This window comes from Hymenobacter sp. BT18, from assembly GCF_012273015.1.
Lineage (GTDB): Bacteria > Bacteroidota > Bacteroidia > Cytophagales > Hymenobacteraceae > Hymenobacter > Hymenobacter lutimineralis.
This window is the reverse complement of sequence record NZ_CP050954.1, coordinates 4,530,627-4,548,968: the sequence shown is the minus strand read 5'-3', so window position 1 is coordinate 4,548,968 and position 18,342 is coordinate 4,530,627. Positions and strand designations below refer to the sequence as shown.

Below are 18,342 nucleotides of genomic sequence, written 5' to 3'. Positions count from 1 at the left end.
CCGTCGGCAGTTTTGAGTCGGCTACATCAACTTCTCCCTTGAACAAAAAGAAAATCTTCAACGACCCGGTGTATGGATTTGTCACCATCCCCACGGAGTTGCTGTTTGACCTTATTGAGCATTCGTACTTTCAGCGGCTGCGGCGCATTCAGCAGCTTGGGCTTACCATGTTCGTGTACCCGGGGGCCCTGCACACGCGCTTCCACCACGCGCTGGGCGCCATGCACCTGATGACGCTGGCATTGCGCACGCTCAAGGACAAAGGGGTGAAGATTTCGGCCAAGGAAGGCGAGGCCGCCATGGCTGCCATTCTGCTTCACGACATTGGCCACGGGCCCCTCTCCCACGCCCTGGAGCGCAGCATTTTTCACGATGTGCACCACGAGCAGGTGAGCTTGCACCTGATGCACAAGCTAAACGCGCAGTTTGGCGGCGCCCTGACGCTGGCCATTGAAGTTTTCCAGGGCACCTACCACCGGCCGTTTTTTCATCAGTTGGTGAGCAGTCAGCTGGATATGGACCGCCTCGACTACCTTAACCGGGACTCGTTCTACACCGGCGTGCAGGAGGGCCGCCCCGGCGCCGACCGCCTCATTAAAATGCTGACAGTAGTAGATGAGCGGCTGGTGCTGGAGGAAAAAGCCGTGTACAGCATTGAAAACTTTCTGGTGAGCCGGCGGCTGATGTACTGGCAGGTGTACCTGCACAAGACTGTGACGTCGGCCGAGCAGATGGTGATTCGCATCATGCAGCGGGCCCGCGACCTGGTGCGGGCCGGGGTAGACGTGCCTGCCTCACCCAACCTGCACTTCTTTCTCTCGCGCAACGTCACCCAGCAGGAGTTTGAGGCCGACGACCAGATTCTGCGCCGCTTCACCCGCCTCGACGATACCGACGTGTGGGGGGCGGTGAAGCTCTGGGCCGACCACCCCGATAAAGTACTCAACTACCTGGCTCAAAGCATGCTCGACCGGCACCTGTTCAAGATCCAGCTGCAGGCGGAGCCGTTCGAGGAAGAGTTCAAACTGGGCATTGTGGAGCTTATTGCCGAACACTTCCAGCTCGCCCCCGCCGACGCGGCCCAGCTCATGCTGGTGGGCCGCATCAGCAACAATGCCTACGACGCCGACGGCCAGGACACCATTGATGTGCTGACCAAGCGTGGCCGGGTGGTGAACGTGGCCGAAGCCTCCGACCTGCCTAACATTAAGGCTCTGGGCCAGCGGGTGGAAAAGCACTACATCTGCTTTCCCAAGGAAATCCTGCAGTAGTCCTGCGGGCAGCATCACCCAGGTCTTTTGCCTTTGCCGCTGACGTTGAGGCAGTTTGTTACTCTTTCCAATATGCCCTCGTTTCGTCAGCAGTTGGCTGAAGGAAGCCGCAGCTTGCCGCTAGGCTTGTTTGCCCTGTGTCTGCTGCTGGTTAGTGGTAGTCTGGCCCTGCTGTATGGTTTCACTTCTCCCGCGGATTTCCAGACCCTACGCCACGCGCTCTACGCGCAGAACGACGTGCCGGGCTTTGTGCTGCACGTAGAGGCTAGCCGCTACCGAGTATTTATAGCGGGGCTGGCTAGCTGCTTTTTGCTGGGGGCGGTGGCTACCTATTATGAGGTGCGGCGCCGGCCTGGGGCCTATACTATGCGGGCCTTTTGGTGGGATGCTCGGCGCCTGCTCGGGAGCTTACTTAAGCCTTGGCGGGCGTTATCAGGACTGGAGCGGGGGCTGAGCGGAGCTTTGCTCCTTAGTATTCTGGTGGTACGCTTGTACTACGCGCTGGCCTACCCCTTAGGCACCGACGAGGTGGCTACCTACGACTACTTTGTGCGGGGCAGTGCCTTGGCCAGTACCAGCTTTTACCCCTTCCCCAACAACCATGTTCTCTTTAGCCTAAGTTGCTGGCTGGTTAGCTGCTTCTCTGATAATGCCGCCCTGGTTCTACGGCTTCCGGCCTTTCTGATAAGCCTGGTCGGCACGGTGCTGCTCTTTCTGCTGCTCCTGCGTTTCGCTGGTTTCCGCGCGGCCTTTCTAGTTGTTGGCTTAGTTAGCTTCTCGCCTATGGCGCTGTATTACGCCGTAGCTGGGCGGGGGTATTTTTTGTTGCTTACCCTATCAGTAGTGCAGTTTTTTGCCACTCTACGCCTGCTAGCGGCCCCGAAGGAACAGGGCTTCCTGTGGTTTGGCTTCGTGTTGACGGGCGTACTGGGCATGTACACCGTGCCTACCTACGCGTATGTGTTAGCGGCGCTTACCGTTGTGGCCGTTCCCGGCTTCGCGCGGCGCCAGCAAACCAGGCCGTTGCTTACGTTGGCTTTAGCTCTTGTAGTAATAGTCGGCGGGGCGCTCCTAGTATATAGCCCGATCATAGCCATTTCCGGGCTTAGGTCCTTGGTGGCTAACGCCTACATTGCTCCTCAGACCCTCAGCGCCTTTTTAGAAAGCTACACGTCGTACTTACAGGCGCAAATCCACGAGCTGTTTGGGCAGCAGCGCTTGGTTGAGTGGGCCGTTTTTCTGGTTCCCGTAGGAGCCGTCGTCCTGCTGCCAATGCTCCCACCGGAACGGCGCCGGGTATGTGGTGCTGCTTTGGTCATGCTCCTGCTGCCGCTGGTGCTAATGCCGTTGCAGCGCGTGCAGGTCCCGGCCCGGGCACTCTTGTATCTGCTGCCTTACTTCTTTCTGGTAGCAGCCACCTGCCTCGATTACCTGTTCACTCGCTTCCGCCTGCCTAAAGGGTGGGCTGCGCTGCTAAGTATGGTGTTGGTGGGCGCGTATGGTGTGTACAAAATAATCCGCGCCCACCAAGTAGTAGTTGCTATGCAGCAGCGCGAACAGCAGTTGCAGCGTGCATACCAGTGGGTGCGCCGCCGGCAGCCGCGACACGTCTACTACCGGGCGCCTTTTCATCAGCTATATTTTCACCACTACGCCCAGTCGGCTCACTACCCGTTGTACGCGTTCAGTAATAGCACCTTGTACCCAAAGCCCTTCGATCTGCTGGTGCTGGAACGCCCCGTCCGCTCGGCGCGGCTGCTGTTGCACGGCGTAGCTTACTGCCCTGTATATGCCGATGGGTGGGTAACTATGTATGCGCCCGTAGTTCAGCTTAGGCCAGAGGCACAGCCGAGCAGACAATAGCCGCTGGTAACGGGCGGAAATAGATATTTCTCTACTTTTGCCTGATGGAATTTACCGTAGGCCAGATAGCAGAGGTGCTGCACGGAGCAGTGGAAGGTGACGCCGCACTACGCGTTGATCGGCTGGCAAAAATCGAAGAAGCCCAAGTGGGTGCCATTACCTTCTTGGCCAACCCCAAATACGAGCCCCAGCTGTACACCACGGGCGCTACGGCCGTCATTGTAAGCCGCACCCTGGAGCTGCGCCAGCCCGTGACGGCGGCGCTTATCCGGGTAGAGGACCCCTATTCCTGCTTTACGGCCCTGCTGGAATTCTACCAGCAAAGCACCCGCACCGGCCGCCGTGGCGTGGAAGATCCGTCCTTCCTGGGCGCGGGCTCCACCATCGGCGCTAACCACTACCGCGGCGCTTTTTCCTACATCGGCGAGAACTGCGTGATTGGGCAGGATGTGCTCATTTTTCCGCATGCCACCATCGGCGACCGGTGCCGCATCGGCGACGGCACCATCATTTACGCCGGAGCTAAAATCTACGCCGACACGGTGATTGGGGCGCGCTGCGTGGTGCACGCCGGCGCCGTAATTGGCTCCGACGGCTTCGGCTTTGCCCCCCAGCCCGACGGCTCTTACCGGCCCATCCCGCAGATTGGCAACGTAGTGCTGGAAGACAACGTGAGCGTGGGTGCCAATGCCACCATCGACTGCGCCACCATGGGCTCCACCATCATTCGGGAGGGCTCGAAAGTGGATAACCTGGTGCAGATTGCCCACAACGTGGAGGTTGGCCGCCACACGGTTATTGCCGCGCAAACCGGCATTTCGGGCTCTACCAAGATTGGCAGCTACTGCGTACTGGCCGGGCAAACCGGTATTGCCGGCCACCTCACCCTGGCCGACAAAACCACCGTCACGGCGCAGTCGGGCGTGGGCAAGTCCATTAAGGTTTCGGGCGAGTTTCTGCAGGGCTCCCCCGCCTTTAGCCTGCGCGACAGTTTGCGGGCCAATGCCATCTTCCGGCACCTGCCCGAACTGGACCGCCGCCTCACGGCACTGGAGCGCAATGCGCAGACGCCCGAAAAGTCCTAGCTTTGCAGACGCGAAGCTGCTGACGAATGGCTGTTAGTTATTGGTTAACAGCTTTTTGATCCTTACCACCCTCCTCTCCGATTTTTTTGAACGTCAGCTAACCGCGAAAACGCCAGCAGCTCACAGCTTATCAATGAACGACAAGCAACATACCATTAAGGCTCCCGTGACGGTAAGCGGCATTGGCCTGCACACCGGCGTGGTAGCTACCATGACCTTTTGCCCGGCGCCCATCAACCACGGGTATAAATTTCAGCGCGTAGACCTGCCCGGGCAGCCCATTGTAGACGCCGACGTAGACAACGTAGTGGACCTGAGCCGCGGCACAACCATTGAGCAGAACGGGGCCCGCGTAAACACGGTGGAGCACACGCTGGCCGCCTTGGTAGGGTTGCAGATCGATAACGTGCTGATTCAGCTCGATGGCCCCGAGCCGCCCATTATGGATGGCTCTAGCTACGAGTTTATCAAGCCCCTGCAGGAAGTAGGCCTGGAAGAGCAGAACGCCCTGCGCAACTACTTCGAAATTCCCGACGAAATACGGTTTGTCGACAACCCGCGGGCCGTGGAAATTGCCGGCCTGCCCCTGAACGACTACCGCGTAACGGTGATGGTGGACTACAACTCCCCCGTGCTGGGCTCCCAGCACGCGTCCCTCACCGATATCACCCAGTTTGCCTCCGAAATTTCCAGCTCACGCACCTTCTGCTTTCTGCACGAGCTGGAAGCCCTCTACAAGCAAAACCTCATCAAAGGCGGTGATCTGAGCAATGCCATTGTGGTGGTAGACCGCGTAGTAAGCGAAGAGGAGCTGAGCGAACTGGCCACCATGCTGGGCAAGCCCAAAGTAGCGGTGAAGAAGGAAGGCATCCTCAACAACGTGGACCTGCGCCACAAAAACGAGCCGGCCCGCCACAAACTCCTCGACCTGATTGGGGACCTGGCCCTGGTAGGCCGCCCGCTGAAAGGCCAGATCCTGGCGGCCCGGCCCGGGCACGCGGCCAACGTGGCCTTTGCCAAGAAAATCAAGAAAAAGATGCTGGAGGCCAATTCGTCGCCGGTGCCTACGTACGACCCCTCGCGGGAGCCGGTGATGGACATCAACAAGATCAGCCAGATCCTGCCCCACCGCTACCCCTTCCTGCTCATCGACAAGATCATTCACCTGGATGCCAACACGGTAACCGGCGTGAAGAACGTGACGATGAACGAGCCGTTTTTCCCGGGCCACTTCCCCGGCAACCCGGTGATGCCCGGCGTGCTGCAGATTGAAGCCATGGCCCAGACGGGCGGAATTCTGGTACTCAACACCGTGCCCGACCCCGAAAACTACTGGACCTACTTCATGGGCATCGAAAGCTGCCGCTTCCGCCGCAAAGTTCTGCCCGGCGACACCATCATTTTCAAGTGCCAGTTGTTGGCTCCTATCAAACGCGGCATTGCCAAGATGAGCGGCAAGGCCTTCGTGAATGGCAAAGTGGTGATGGAGGCCGAAATGACGGCCAGCATCGTCCGCAAAGACGCCTGATTTTCAATTAGTAATTAATAAGTAGGAATGAATAATTCTCAGCCGACCACCGTTTGCCTGGGCGTTGAGACAATTCTTAATTATTAATTCTTAATTACTAATTACCCACCGAATGAACCAGCCGCTCGCCTACATCCACCCCGAGGCAATTATTGCGCAGAATGTCGTCGTTGAGCCCTTCACCACGATTGATAAAGACGTGGAAATCGGGGAAGGCACCTGGATTGGCCCCAATGTGACCATTATGGCGGGGGCGCGCATTGGCAAGAACTGCAAGATTTTTCCCGGCGCCGTTATTGCCGCCATGCCGCAGGACCTGAAGTTCGCCGGTGAGCGGACCACGGCCCACATCGGCGACAACACCGTGATTCGGGAGTGCGTGACGGTGAACCGGGGCACCATTGACAAGCTCAAGACGGTAGTAGGCGCCAACTGCCTGATTATGGCCTACGTGCACGTGGCCCACGACTGCGTGATTGGTAACAACTGCATTCTGGCCAACACGGTGCAGGTGGCCGGGCACGTAGAAATCGGCGACTACGCCATCATCGGGGGTTCCTCTTCCATTCACCAGTTTGTACACATCGGGGCCCACGCCATGATTTCGGGCGGCTCCCTGATTCGCAAGGACGTGCCGCCCTTCGTAAAGGCGGGGCGGGAGCCGCTCAGCTACGCGGGCATCAACTCCATTGGCCTGCGCCGCCGGGGGTTCTCCGACCAGAAGATTGCCGAAATCCAGCAGCTCTACCGCCTGCTTTTCCTCAGTGGCCTGAACAACAACGCGGCCCTCGACCAGATTGAGCTGGAGCTGGCCCCTTCGCCCGAGCGGGATGAGGTCGTGAACTTCATTCGTAACTCCGGCCGGGGCGTTATCAAAGGCTATTCCCGCAACGGCAACGGGGGCGGCGAGTAGTTGCTAGTAAGCTGTTAGCTGGTGGCTAGTAACCGTTGGCTTTTTCAACCAGCTAACAGCCATCAGCTAACAGCTTAACGAACATGCAGATTGAGGCTACCGGGTTGGGAAAACGCTTCGTGCGCGACTGGATATTCCGCCGGCTGACGCACACCTTTCAACCGGGCACGGCTACGGCCATTCTGGGGCCTAACGGGGCCGGCAAAAGCACCCTGCTCAACACGTTATCGGGGCAGCTGCTGGCGTCGGAAGGGACCGTAACGTACTCGTTCAAGGGGCAGGCAGTACCGGTGGAAAACGTGCCCGGGCTGCTGGCCTATGCGGCCCCCTATCTGGAGCTGATTGAGGAACTCACGCTGCTGGAGCTGCTGCAGTTTCATGCCCGGTTCAAACCATTTCGGGCCGGCTACAGCCCCAGCCGCCTGATTGAGCTGATGTACCTGGAAAAATCACGTCACAAGCTGGTGCGCGATTTTTCATCCGGCATGAAGCAGCGCCTCAAGCTGGCCCTGGCCCTGTACTCCGAAGCCCCCCTGCTGCTGCTCGACGAGCCTACCACCAACCTCGACCGCACGGGCGTGGCCTGGTACCAGGAGCACATCCGGAATACCCTGCCCGGGCGCCTGGTGCTGGTGTCGAGCAACGTGCCGGAGGAATACGATTTTTGCCAGCATCACCTCCAGATTACCGATTTTGGCGCCCGGCCCGCTCAGTAACTATAGTACGCTACAGCAGAAATTTTCACCGAATTATGGCTACGCACACGCTGCAATGGTTTTCTGTCCTAAATTGTAACGTCCGGTGTTCGGCCACGGACCACTGAACTTCGGGGCCGCTCTGCCCGTATCTTTGCCGCCTACGCACGGCTTGCTTTCTTTGAATTTTCAACCCTTACTGCCCTAGCAAGGCCATGAGACAATACGACAACCTCGACGACGATTTCCTTGATGACGACGATGAGCTGGATAGCTTCGCCAAAGCCGGCGGTGGCAAAACCCGCGGCTCCTCGGAGGACCAACTCTCGGCCAAATATGCCGACTACCTGATGTGGCGCGACACGGGCTCTTCCCACGACGAAGCCCTCGACTTAGCGAGCATGACGGAGGAAGAATTCACGGCCGCCGAAGCCGCCGAAGACCCCGACAGCGGCAGCGGCTTTGGCTCATTCGGCGACGATGACGACGATGACTTCAACGACGACCTTGACGATGACGACAGCTTCGGCGGCAGCCGCGGCAAAAGCAAAGGCCGCTACGACGATGATGACTATTAGAGCTTAGAGCTTAGAGCTTAGAGCTTAGAGCTTAGAGCTTAGAGCTTAGAGTGTATGGAAAAGGCCCCGCAACGGTTGTTGCGGGGCCTTTCTTTTTCTTCCGTTTTTTAGTTATCTGCTACAAGTTTTCTAAATCCTGAGCCCTAAAGCCTCCCGCCTACTTCCGGCCGAATACGCGCTTGAGCAGCTCGGTGGTGCGGGCAATGGGGTTTTCGCGGATGTTGGCTTCTTCCTGGGCAATAAGCGTGAACAGGCCATCAATGGCCTTGCCGGTGGCGTACTGGTTCAGGTCGGTCTGCACGGGCTTCACCAGCGGAATCTGGTTGTAGCGGGTGGTGAGGCTGGTGTAGTAGCGCGTAGCGCCCACCTTATCGAGGCTTTGCTGAATGATGGGCTTAAAGGCCGTGGTGAGCTGCGTAGTAGTCGTGCGCTTGAGGTACTGGGTAGCCGCGTCTTTCTCCCCTGTCAGGATATTCCACACGTCGGAAAAAGTGAGGCTCTTGATGGCGGAAATAAAGATGGGCTTGGCACTTTTGGCCGCATCTTCGGCGCCCCGATTTAAGCTTAACTCAAACTTATCAACTTCCGCGCCCAGCCCGATCTTGCGGAGCGTGGTCGCCACGCGCTGGGCATCGGCAGGGAAAGGAATACGAATCAGGTTGTTGAGGTAGAAGCCGTCCTGCTGTGAGGCCTGGTCGGCGCCTTTGCTGATGCCCTGCACCAGCGCTTCCTTCAGGCCGCTGGCAGCTTCCTGCTGGGTGACGGCCCCGGTTTGGGTGGTCGAGGTTGGCTTGGGCAGCGTAATGCCACCTACGCGCGGCAGCGTAATGGTTTGGGCGCAGGCCGAGAAGCTTAGGCTGGTCCCCAAGGCCAAAATCAGTGAATAGCGAAAGTTTTTCATAAATCGAAGCGGCAAAGGTCGGTGGGCTGTACGGCAGCCTTGTCCGCCCGTTTGCATAAACCGGACCAATATTTTTTGAGTTTCGGGTTTCTAGTTTCGGGTTTCTAGTTGTTTGTATCAACATTGACGCGCAACCCGAAGCAAGAACCCGAAACTAGAAACCAGCAACTAGAAACTCTTTTTTCCATGCAATCAGTCCCCACGGCCGAAATCATTACCATCGGCGACGAACTTCTTTACGGCCAGGTTATCGACACCAACTCGGCCTTTCTGGGTCAGGAGCTGGGCAAGCTCGGCATCCGGGTGCGGCAAATAACGAGCGTTTCGGACCGCGCCGACGAAATCGTGACGGCGCTGGACTTGGCCCGCACCCGCGCCAACGTGGTGCTGACCACCGGCGGCCTGGGCCCCACCAAGGACGACCTGACCAAGCACATCCTCACGCGCTACTTCAACACGGAGCTGGTGCTCGACGAGCCCTCCTTGCGCAATGTGGAGGCTATTTTCGCCCGCTTCAACCGGCCCGTCACGGAGGTGAACCGCCAGCAGGCGTTTCTGCCCGCTTCCTGCGTGCCCGTGCCCAACGCCCTGGGCACGGCGCCGGGTATGTGGTTCGAGGACCAGGGTACCGTATTTGTGAGCATGCCCGGGGTGCCGTTCGAAATGAAGCGTATGATGACGGACACCGTGCTCCCGCGCCTGGCCGCCCACTTTCAGGTGCCGCCCATCGAGCACATCGTGGTGCAGACCGCGGGCCTGGGCGAGTCGATGCTGGCCGAGCAGATTGCCGACTGGGAAGATGCCCTGCCGGCCAACGTGAAGCTGGCTTACCTGCCCTCCTTGGGGGCTGTGCGCCTGCGCCTCACCGGCACCGACGACGGCCAGCCCAACCTGCGCGGCCGTATGGAAGCCTTGCTGCCAGCTTTGCGCGAGAAGCTCGGCCAGCACATCTTCGCCGAAACCGACATTCCGCTGGAGCAGGCCGTGGGCCAGCTGCTGGCCGCACGGGGCCTCACGGTAGCCACTGCCGAGAGTTGCACCGGCGGCTACCTGGCCCATAAGCTCACGAGCGTAGCAGGTAGCTCCCGGTATTTCCGGGGCAGCGTTATTGCTTATCATAACGACATCAAAATCAGTCAGCTGGGGGTACTACCTGAAACCCTGGCTGCACATGGAGCCGTGAGCGAGGAAGTGGTGCGCCAGATGGCCGAAGGCGCCCGTCAGCACCTGGGCACCGACGTGGCCCTGGCTACCAGCGGCATTGCCGGCCCCGACGGCGGCTCGGAGGAAAAGCCCGTGGGCACCTTCTGGCTGGCCTACGCCGACGCGCATCGGACCGTGACTCGCAAAATCGTATTCAACCGCAGCCGCCAGCTCAACATCGAGTATGTGACCCACGCCCTGCTCAATCTGCTGCGCCTCAGCCTGCCCGCCGCCGAGTAGCAGTCTGCCAAGGCTGGTTTGGAATCGGCATTGGCGCGCCAAGCCAAAAAGGCTACCTTTGACCGGTTTTTCGGCCCACCCACCCAAACTTAGTGGACCGGAGCTGCAGTTCTGCCCCCAACCCAATCCCCCCCAACTTTACATTTTCTGATTACGCATGGCACGAGTGGAAATGGTGATGCCCAAAATGGGCGAAAGCATTATGGAAGGCACCGTCCTGAAATGGCTCAAACAAGTAGGTGAAGCCATTGAGCAGGACGAGTCGGTGCTGGAAGTAGCTACCGACAAGGTAGATACCGAGGTACCCGCCATTCACGCCGGCGTGCTGCAGGAAATCCTGGTGCAGGAAGGCCAGGTAGTAGCTGTGGGCGCGCCCATTGCCATCATCGAAACCGACACGGCCAGCGCTGGCGCAGCGGCACCCACCGCTCCGGCTCCCGCTGCCGAGCCTGCTGCCAGCACTGGCACCTTTGCTCCCGAGGTACCTTACCTGCCCGAGCCGCACGACCCGCAGGCTCAGCAGCAAACTGCTGCAGCTCAGCCCCAGCCCGGCCGTTTCTACTCCCCGCTGGTGCTCAGCATTGCCCGCGAAGAAGGCATTTCAATGGCGGACCTGGAGTGCCTGCCCGGCACCGGCTCCGAGGGCCGCGTCACCAAGAAAGACATCCTCGATTACGTAGCTGGTGGTAAAAAGCCCCTGGCCGCCGCACCTGCGCCCACCGCAGCCTCCACGGCAGCTTCGGCCCCCGTTGCCACTCCGACGCCCGCCCCCCAAGCGGCTCCAGCAGCACCCGCCGCCCCGGCAGGTAAGCCTGCTGCTTCCCCAGCCCCTGCCAGCAAGCCCGCGCCTTCCGTAAGTGGTGGGCAGGAGCTGGTGGAAATGGACCGGATGCGCAAGATGATTGCCCAGCGCATGGTGGACTCCAAGCGCATTTCGCCCCACGTGACGAGCTTCGTGGAAGCCGACGTGACCGAAATCGTGAACTGGCGCAACAAGCACAAGGATGCCTACAAAAAGCGCGAGGGCGAAAACCTCACCTTCACGCCCATCTTCGTGCAGGCCATTGCCCGCGCTATCCAGGACTTCCCCAACATCAACGTGTCGGTAGATGGGGACTACATCATCAAGAAGCGCGACATCAACGTGGGCGTAGCTGTGGCCTTGCCTTCGGGCAACCTCATCGTGCCCGTGATTCACAACGCCGACCAGTTGAACCTGAACGGCCTGACCAAGCGCGTAAACGACCTGGCCGCCCGCGCCCGGGCCAACAAGCTCAAGCCCGAGGACCTGGAAAATGGTACCTATACCCTGTCGAACGTAGGCTCTTTCGGCAACGTGATGGGCACGCCCATCATCATGCAGCCCCAGGTGGCCATCATGGCTGTGGGGGCCATCAAGAAGAAGCCGGCCGTAATAGAAACCCCTCAGGGTGACCTGATTGGCATCCGCCACTTCATGTTCCTCTCGCACTCCTACGACCACCGCGTGGTGGATGGTTCACTGGGTGGCATGTTCGTGCGCAAGGTAGCCGACTACCTCGAGCAGTTCGACCCCAACACGGCCATCTAGCCGCTTTGTCAGGCGTCAAGCCAAGATGACGCATCACTAACTTACCAGTCAGGGCGAGGCAGCTGCTTCGCCCTGCTTTTTGCCCATGAACAAAGTCCTTTCCCTCGCGGCCCTGCTCATTGCCCTCGGCTTGATCCTGTTTTTGTATCAGCAGCTTAACACCACCGAAAAGGCCTTGCAGCTGGCCGAGAAGCGTTTCGCCGACTGCGAGCAGGTGAACTTCCAGCTGCAGAACCAGCTCACTCTGATCAAGCGCGGCGCCGTCCCCGACAGCCTGAAAGCGCAGTAACCAGGAACTAGTACACCAAAACAAAGCCCCGCCAATCTGCATTGGCGGGGCTTTGTCTTAGGCTGCTGGATGTACACCTTACGGGCGGCCGCCGCTTTGCTGGGCGGGCGCTTCGGTGGGCGCACCGCCACCATCCTTCAGGTCGTCGTTGTTCACCGACTTCTTGCGCCGTTGCGGAGCCATGCTCATCTTACCGATGCGGTAGCTGAGCGTGGCCCGCACGCTGGTACGGCGCAGCACGTTCAGGCTATTCTGGTCGAGCAAGGGCGAGCTAACCTCACTGCGGATGCGCCATTTGGGCGTAAAGAAGTTGTCGGCCCCGATGCCGAAGGAGCCTTTCTTATCGGCGAAGTCCTTTTTCAGGCTGAGGCTGTACACGCCGATGCCGCCCTGGTAGCCCTGGAGCTGCACCTGCCGTCCCCGGTAGAAAGAGAAGAACTGCAGGCCCCAGCCCTTGGTGAAGTTGTAGCTGCCCATGAGGCGGCCACTGGCTACCCAGCCCTTGTTGCTGGCCGAGAAGCGCACGTCAGTAGTATTGTTGTTGTCGAGCACGGCGTAGTACAGATCCGCGCCGCCGCCCACGGTGAGCTTGTTGTTCAGGTTCACGTTGGCAAACACGCTGGTGCCGTAGGCGTTTTCCGTGCCGATGTTACCGTACCCGGTGCGGATGGTGTCGCCATTGGCGCTGGCCGTGCGGATGGGCTGGATGGACTTGTTAGTGTTGCGGGCGAAGGCTGTGAAGTTGAGCGAGGTTTGCTTGATGAAGGTGTTATAGCCCAGCTCGAAGTTGTTGGTATACTCCGGGCGCAGCAGTGGATTGCCTTCGGTGATATTGACCGGGTTCTGTGCCTGGCGGTTGGGGTTCAGAAACTGCAACGACGGGCGCTGGATGCGGCGGTTGTAGGCCGCCTTCACGGTGTTGCCGTTCTTGAGCTTCTTCGACAGGTTGAGGCTGGGCACCAGCACCCCGTAGCTCGGAATCTTATCCACCTCCGAGGTTTCAAAGTCGGCGTCGATGGTGGTGTACTCGTAACGAGTGCCGGCTTTCAGGGTATAGTTCTCGCCGAAGCCCAGCGTGTAGGACGCGTAGGCCGCCGACACGTTCTGGCGGTAGGTGAAGACGTTGGACAAACCCAGGCCCGGCTGCGGCTGGCCGTTGGTGAGAGTAGTATAGTCGCTTTCCACCTGGCGGGAAATGTTCTTGCCACCCAGCTCCAATAACTGCTTGTCGCCCAGCGGGGTCTGGTAGTCGGCCTGCAGCGTTACTTCCTGGTTGTAGCTGTCGTTGAGGTTGCGCAATTCGGTGCCAGCCTGGGCACCTTCCAGGATGTCGTTGGTGAAGTCGTTCTGGCGGTTGTTGCGGCTATACTGGGTTTGCAAGCTCAGCTCGCGCTGGGGCACGGCGAAGTTGTGCGTGTAGCCCAAGCTCAAATCCAGCGTGTTGGCCTTGTCGAGTACCTTCACGTCGCGCACGGTGGCGGCGGGGTTCGTGGTGCCATCAAAGCGCTGGATGCTGGTGGTGAGGCCGTCCTGGTAGGTAGTGCCATTGCGCATGCCCAGCTGGGCCGAGGCCGTGAGGAAGTTCTGCTTGTTGATGTCGTAGTCCCAGCCCAGGGAGTAGCGGCCCCCAAACTGGTTGTTGCGCGTCTCGGCCGACTGCGTAGTGGTGCTGAGCTTGGTGCGGGTGCTCAGGTCGTTGCCGGTGATGCTGTAGGTGGTCTGCGCGTTTTCGAAGGAGCCCGGCGTGTTATAGCCCCCGCGTCCGCCTGCGTTCAGCGAGAAGCCCATTTTGCCGGCCCGGTACGAGGCCGACACACCCGCATCGGCGGAGCGCAGGCCCCCGCTCACGCGCCCATCCAGCGTGAAGCCCTGCAGGTTGTTTTGCTTGGTCACAATGTTGATGATGCCGCCCGAGCCTTCGGCGTCGTACTTGGCCGAGGGCGCGGTAATCACCTCTACGCTTTTGATCTGGTCGGCCGGAATCTGCTTGAGGGCATCGGCAATGGAGTTGGCGGCAATGGTGCTGGGGCGGTTGTTGATGAGTACCCGGATGTTCTGGGAGCCGCGCAGGGTCACGTTGCCGTCGAGGTCCACCGAAAGGCTGGGCACGCGGCGCAGCACGTCGGTGGCGTCGCCGCCCCGGGTGGTTTCGTCCTTCTCGGCGTTGTACACCGTGCGGTCTACTTTCTCTTCAATCAGGCTGCGCTGACCTTCCACCACCACTTCGCCCAGCTTTTGAGCTGTGGAAGCCAGCGAGATGGTACCCAGGGCCACGGTGTTGCCATCTTCGGTAATGACCACGCCGGGCTTTTCGATCTGCTGGTAGCCGATAAAGCTGATCTGCACGGTATAGGTGCCGGCGGCCACGCGCGTGAGGGAAAACTTGCCGTTGTCGTCGGCGGCCGTGCCATCCACGGGCTTGTTAGTAGCGGGGTTGAAGAGGGCAATGGTGGCAAACGGTACCGGCTGCTTGCTGGTGGCATCGAGCACGGTACCCGTGATGCGGCCAGTCCCCTCCCGGGGCTGGGCAGCCGCGGCCGGAGCACCGGCGGGTCGGCCGCCCCCGGCCGGGCGGGAGGCACCGGCCGGACGCTCCGCGCCGGCGGGTTGCTGGGCCAAAGCTGCCGTACCTCCGGCAGTCAGGAAAATCAACAGAAAAATTCGTTTCATATCAGAGAAAAACAGCCACAGGCCCGCGTCGCCGGCACCTCAAAGCCTTAAAAGTATGTGCCTCTGGAGCGAGGCCCCACCGGGTATCGACCAACGCTTGGCTCCTGACTACTGGTGCCGTCAAAGCCTCCCGCCAACCTACCTGGCAATGCGCCACAGACACTATTTTGCGGCAGAGGTGGCACGAACCGCCAAAAAAACTGCTGCGCCGGGCAGTTGTTCATTCTTTCTTGTCTGGTAACCTGCCTCTATCCCTCATTTTCACCTCTCCAGCCCTTCTGGTCGGCGTTCGGGCTTGGCAAAGTTGACATACCAAGGCTAGGATAGTATGGCTTGGTCGTATCCGGCGCAAACGGCAGCCTCTCTGGCACCAGCCGCCCAGAAACCAGCACGCCCCTGCGTTGTGCCGATTAGACTTTCATCCAAAGGCACAACGCAGGGGCGCAGGAAGCGGCACTACCCCGAACTAGCCGGCTGCCGGAGCTGGACGAGGGCGCCACAGCAGGTACAGGCTGGCTACGTGCGTAAACAGCACGACCGGTACAATGAACGTAGCCAGCCACACAAAGGGAAAGCGCACGACGGCTACATTGGGCTGCCCGAAGGCCAGCTGCTGCAGGGGTGTGGGGGCCGTCAGCAACGCCAGCCCTACGATAGTACCCAGCAACACTAAGCTGCCCAGATGCCAGGCCAGCAGGCCGCCGCGTCCCAGGCGCCCATGCCGGTAGAAAGCGGCTACTACCGGGGCCGAGAGGCCGGCCAGCACATCGAAGTTGCGGCCGGCAAAGGTCATCAGCTCAGGTACCAGGTGGGCAGCCGCCAGCCCATACAGCCCCACCTCCACGCCTACCCGCACCACGCTCACCCCGGCCAGATCGGCAAGCGGCAGCCGGGCCATGCCTCGTCGCCCTGTCCCCGACAGCAGCACCATCAGCAGGACAACTACGGTGGGCAGAATGCCCGTCACCACCAGGCGAGGCGGCAATGCCTCCAGGCTTTGCTGATAAAACCCGGCTCCTGCCAGCACAGCCTGCAATGCCAGCCAAACGCCCGCTAGCAGCCAGTAGCGGCCGGTAGGCAAGCCAGCCCGCTGCAGGGCCCGCGCCAGCAACGCCGCCGTAGCCGCCGTGCAACAGATGAATAAAGCACTCAGCCACAACGGCGCGGAAGTATGCAGGTACTGGAGATTAGCCGTCAGCATAAGTGGATGATAAACCGTGCAACCAAACGCAAAAGAGGCAACCTTCGGGCTGATGGCGGATTGGTGCTTCCCCATCAGCCTGCAGGCTGCCTCCTCTATACCTGGTTTACTAAATCTAAGCTTTCACGCCCAACAATAGCAGCATAAAGGCAAATTGCCGGGCTGTGTCGTGGATGGACTTAAAGCGGCCGGATGCCCCGCCGTGACCGGCAGCCATGTCGGTGTGCAGGAGTAGCAGGTTGTTGTCCGTTTTTACGGTGCGCAGCTTGGCTACCCATTTGGCGGGCTCAAAGTACTGCACCTGCGAGTCGTGCAGGCCGGTGGTCACGAGCATGTTGGGGTACTGCTGGGCTTTCACCTGGTCGTAGGGCGAGTAGGAAAGCATGTAATCGTAGAACTCCTTCTGGTTGGGGTTGCCCCACTCGTCGTACTCCCCGGTGGTCAGCGGAATGCTTTCATCGAGCATGGTGGTCACCACGTCCACGAAGGGCACGGCCGCCACTACGCCCTTGTAGTACTCGGGGTGGTTGTTCACCACCGCGCCCATCAGCAGCCCGCCGGCCGAGCCGCCCATGGCAAACAGCTTATTGGCGGAGGTGAATTTCTGGTCGATGAGGTACTTGGAGCAGTCGGTGAAGTCAGTGAAGGTGTTTTTCTTCTTGAGCTTCTTGCCGTTCTCGTACCACTGCCGGCCCATTTCCTGGCCGCCCCGGATGTGGCAAATCACGTAGGCAAAGCCCCGATCCAAGAGGCTGAGGCGGGCGGTGCTGAAGGTGGGGTTGGTGGAGTAGCCGTAGGAGCCGTAGGCGTACTGCAGCACCGGCGCCGTGCCATCCTTCTTAAAGCCCTTCTTGTAGACAATGGACATGGGAATTTTGGTGCCGTCGGTAGCCGTGGCATACACCCGCTCGGTCACGTAGTCTTCCTTCTTGAAGCTGCCCAGCACGGCCTGCTCCTTCAGCAGCTTTTTGCTGCGGGCGGCCATGTCGTAGTCGTAGGTGGAAGATGGGGTGGTGAGCGAGGAGTAACTGTAGCGCAGCACCGGCGTATCAAACTCGGGGTTGATGCTGATGGCGGCCGTGTAGGCGGGCTCACCGAAGTTGAGGTAGTGCTCCTGCTTGTCCTTCCACCGAATCACGCGTAGCTGCAGCAAGCCTTCTTTCCGCTCGCCCAGCACCAGATAATCCTTGAACAGCTCCATGTTTTCCAGAAACACATCGGGGCGGTGGGCAATGACCTCCTGCCAGGCGGTTTTGGCCGTATTGGTTACGGGCGTTTTCAACAGGCGGAAGTTGGGCGCGCCAGCGTTGGAGCGCACATAGAACTGGTCGCCCAGGTGCTCTACCTCATACAAGTGGTCAGCCTCCCGGGGCAGAAACACTTTCAGCGCTTCGGCTGGTTTGCCGGCCTCCAGATAGCGCACCTCCGACGACATGGTGCTGCCGATATCCAGCAGTACGTACCGGCGCGACTTGGAGCGGTGCACGCCAATGCGGAAGGTGTTGTCCTTTTCCTCGTACACCAGCTGGTCCTGCTTGGGGTCCGTGCCCAGGGTATGGCGGTAGAGCTGGTAGTCGAGGAGGGTGCCGGGGTCCTTGCGGGTATAGAACACGGTCTTGTTATCGGCGGCCCACACGGCGTTGCCGCTGGTGTTGGGGATTTGCTCGGGAAAGAGCTGGCCGGTTTTGAGGTTGCGGAAGCGCAGCGTGTACAGGCGGCGGCTCACCACGTCCTCGGAGTAAGCCAGCACCTGGTTGTCGTCGCTCACCTCGAAGCCGCCAATCTGGTAGTAGGCTTTGCCCTTGCCCAGCTCGTTGGCGTTGAGCAGGACTTCCTCCTTGGCGCTCAGGCTGCCTTTTTTGCGGCAGTAAATGGGGTACTCGGCTCCGGCCTCGAAGCGGGTGTAGTAGTAATACCCATTGTCGCGGTAGGGCACCGACTCGTCCTGTTCCTTGATGCGCCCCTTGATTTCCTGAAACAGCTTTTCCTCCAGGCCTTTCACCGGAGCCAGCTGTTGCTCGGTGTAGGCGTTTTCGGCGTTCAGGTAGCTGATGACTTCGGGGTTTTCGCGCTCATTCAGCCAGTAGTAGTTATCGGTGCGCGTGCCGAAGGGCGACTTCAGTTCTTTGGCCTTAATGGCGGCCACGGGCGGTTTGGACATGGTAGCGGAGGGCGTCTGAGCCAGGACTGCGCCGCTTAGCAGCACGCCAAGGCCCGTCAGGCAGGTGGAGAAAAGGTTCATAGGGCAACCAGATGAAATGAATGGCTGCACTAAAGAAACGAGGAAATTGCGAGCAGCGCGGGCTAGGCCATAAAATTGTCATCCTGAGCGGAG

At 59.9% G+C, this 18,342-nt stretch carries 14 protein-coding genes; 10 read left to right on the top strand and 4 right to left on the bottom strand.

Going from position 1 to position 18,342, the window contains the following annotated elements; translation table 11 throughout:
* The first annotated feature begins 38 nt into the window (after positions 1 to 38).
* The 7 genes from HER32_RS19505 to HER32_RS19475 all read left to right on the top strand — a co-directional run bounded on the left by HER32_RS19505 (position 39) and on the right by HER32_RS19475 (position 7,933).
* Complete coding sequence (locus HER32_RS19505) at positions 39 to 1,271, top strand: HD domain-containing protein (protein ID WP_168683076.1); 1,233 nt, start codon at positions 39 to 41, stop codon at positions 1,269 to 1,271.
* A 72-nt stretch (positions 1,272 to 1,343) separates the two neighbouring features.
* Positions 1,344 to 3,134 carry a hypothetical protein gene (locus HER32_RS19500; RefSeq protein WP_168683075.1) on the top strand — a complete coding sequence of 597 codons (1,791 nt, stop codon included), beginning with the start codon at positions 1,344 to 1,346 and terminating at the stop codon, positions 3,132 to 3,134.
* A 44-nt stretch (positions 3,135 to 3,178) separates the two neighbouring features.
* The gene (gene lpxD / locus HER32_RS19495) at positions 3,179 to 4,219 is read left to right on the top strand and encodes a UDP-3-O-(3-hydroxymyristoyl)glucosamine N-acyltransferase (protein WP_168683074.1); all 1,041 of its coding nucleotides are present in this window, start codon (positions 3,179 to 3,181) and stop codon (positions 4,217 to 4,219) included.
* 133 nt (positions 4,220 to 4,352) lie between these two features.
* Complete coding sequence (locus tag HER32_RS19490; protein WP_149071524.1) at positions 4,353 to 5,747, top strand: bifunctional UDP-3-O-[3-hydroxymyristoyl] N-acetylglucosamine deacetylase/3-hydroxyacyl-ACP dehydratase; 1,395 nt, start codon at positions 4,353 to 4,355, stop codon at positions 5,745 to 5,747.
* A 112-nt stretch (positions 5,748 to 5,859) separates the two neighbouring features.
* Positions 5,860 to 6,660, top strand: a complete 801-nt coding sequence (gene lpxA, locus HER32_RS19485) for an acyl-ACP--UDP-N-acetylglucosamine O-acyltransferase (protein ID WP_149071523.1) — start codon at positions 5,860 to 5,862, stop codon at positions 6,658 to 6,660.
* A gap of 83 nt (positions 6,661 to 6,743) precedes the next feature.
* Entirely contained in the window at positions 6,744 to 7,376 is a 633-nt protein-coding gene (locus tag HER32_RS19480; RefSeq protein WP_168683073.1) for an ATP-binding cassette domain-containing protein, read from the top strand.
* A 194-nt stretch (positions 7,377 to 7,570) separates the two neighbouring features.
* Positions 7,571 to 7,933 (top strand): hypothetical protein, encoded by a 363-nt coding sequence (locus HER32_RS19475; protein WP_168683072.1) that lies wholly within the window; start codon positions 7,571 to 7,573, stop codon positions 7,931 to 7,933.
* Between the two features lie 157 nt (positions 7,934 to 8,090).
* Here the strand turns inward: HER32_RS19475 and HER32_RS19470 are convergent, their stop codons facing one another.
* Positions 8,091 to 8,834 (bottom strand): DUF4197 domain-containing protein, encoded by a 744-nt coding sequence (locus tag HER32_RS19470; protein ID WP_168683071.1) that lies wholly within the window; start codon positions 8,832 to 8,834, stop codon positions 8,091 to 8,093.
* A gap of 186 nt (positions 8,835 to 9,020) precedes the next feature.
* Between HER32_RS19470 and HER32_RS19465 the strand changes: the two genes are divergently transcribed.
* From HER32_RS19465 to HER32_RS19455, 3 genes are all read left to right on the top strand, one after another.
* The gene (locus HER32_RS19465; protein ID WP_168683070.1) at positions 9,021 to 10,277 is read left to right on the top strand and encodes a competence/damage-inducible protein A; all 1,257 of its coding nucleotides are present in this window, start codon (positions 9,021 to 9,023) and stop codon (positions 10,275 to 10,277) included.
* A gap of 157 nt (positions 10,278 to 10,434) precedes the next feature.
* Complete coding sequence (locus HER32_RS19460) at positions 10,435 to 11,847, top strand: dihydrolipoamide acetyltransferase family protein (RefSeq protein WP_168683069.1); 1,413 nt, start codon at positions 10,435 to 10,437, stop codon at positions 11,845 to 11,847.
* Between the two features lie 85 nt (positions 11,848 to 11,932).
* Positions 11,933 to 12,136 carry a hypothetical protein gene (locus HER32_RS19455; RefSeq protein ID WP_149071641.1) on the top strand — a complete coding sequence of 68 codons (204 nt, stop codon included), beginning with the start codon at positions 11,933 to 11,935 and terminating at the stop codon, positions 12,134 to 12,136.
* Positions 12,137 to 12,214: 78 nt separating this feature from the next.
* On the opposite strand, the gene HER32_RS19450 is transcribed toward HER32_RS19455, so the two are convergent.
* The 3 genes from HER32_RS19450 to HER32_RS19440 all read right to left on the bottom strand — a co-directional run bounded on the left by HER32_RS19450 (position 12,215) and on the right by HER32_RS19440 (position 18,249).
* Positions 12,215 to 14,806: a TonB-dependent receptor domain-containing protein gene (locus HER32_RS19450; protein ID WP_168683068.1), complete on the bottom strand. Its 2,592-nt coding sequence runs from the start codon at positions 14,804 to 14,806 to the stop codon at positions 12,215 to 12,217.
* Positions 14,807 to 15,272: 466 nt separating this feature from the next.
* A complete protein-coding gene (locus tag HER32_RS19445) occupies positions 15,273 to 16,007 on the bottom strand; it encodes a hypothetical protein (protein WP_168683067.1) in 735 nt (244 codons plus the stop codon).
* Positions 16,008 to 16,122: 115 nt separating this feature from the next.
* Entirely contained in the window at positions 16,123 to 18,249 is a 2,127-nt protein-coding gene (locus HER32_RS19440) for a S9 family peptidase (RefSeq protein WP_410503883.1), read from the bottom strand.
* Between the last annotated feature and the right edge of the window lie 93 nt (positions 18,250 to 18,342).

Coding starts and splice junctions, on each gene's coding strand:
- HER32_RS19460 (WP_168683069.1), top strand. CDS start 10,435: ATGGCACGAGTGGAAATGGTGATGCCCAAAATGGGCGAAAGCATTATG.
- HER32_RS19445 (WP_168683067.1), bottom strand. CDS start 16,007: ATGCTGACGGCTAATCTCCAGTACCTGCATACTTCCGCGCCGTTGTGG.
- HER32_RS19500 (WP_168683075.1), top strand. CDS start 1,344: ATGCCCTCGTTTCGTCAGCAGTTGGCTGAAGGAAGCCGCAGCTTGCCG.
- HER32_RS19470 (WP_168683071.1), bottom strand. CDS start 8,834: ATGAAAAACTTTCGCTATTCACTGATTTTGGCCTTGGGGACCAGCCTA.
- HER32_RS19475 (WP_168683072.1), top strand. CDS start 7,571: ATGAGACAATACGACAACCTCGACGACGATTTCCTTGATGACGACGAT.
- HER32_RS19450 (WP_168683068.1), bottom strand. CDS start 14,806: ATGAAACGAATTTTTCTGTTGATTTTCCTGACTGCCGGAGGTACGGCA.
- lpxD (WP_168683074.1), top strand. CDS start 3,179: ATGGAATTTACCGTAGGCCAGATAGCAGAGGTGCTGCACGGAGCAGTG.
- HER32_RS19440 (WP_410503883.1), bottom strand. CDS start 18,249: ATGAACCTTTTCTCCACCTGCCTGACGGGCCTTGGCGTGCTGCTAAGC.
- HER32_RS19490 (WP_149071524.1), top strand. CDS start 4,353: ATGAACGACAAGCAACATACCATTAAGGCTCCCGTGACGGTAAGCGGC.
- HER32_RS19480 (WP_168683073.1), top strand. CDS start 6,744: ATGCAGATTGAGGCTACCGGGTTGGGAAAACGCTTCGTGCGCGACTGG.
- HER32_RS19455 (WP_149071641.1), top strand. CDS start 11,933: ATGAACAAAGTCCTTTCCCTCGCGGCCCTGCTCATTGCCCTCGGCTTG.
- lpxA (WP_149071523.1), top strand. CDS start 5,860: ATGAACCAGCCGCTCGCCTACATCCACCCCGAGGCAATTATTGCGCAG.
- HER32_RS19465 (WP_168683070.1), top strand. CDS start 9,021: ATGCAATCAGTCCCCACGGCCGAAATCATTACCATCGGCGACGAACTT.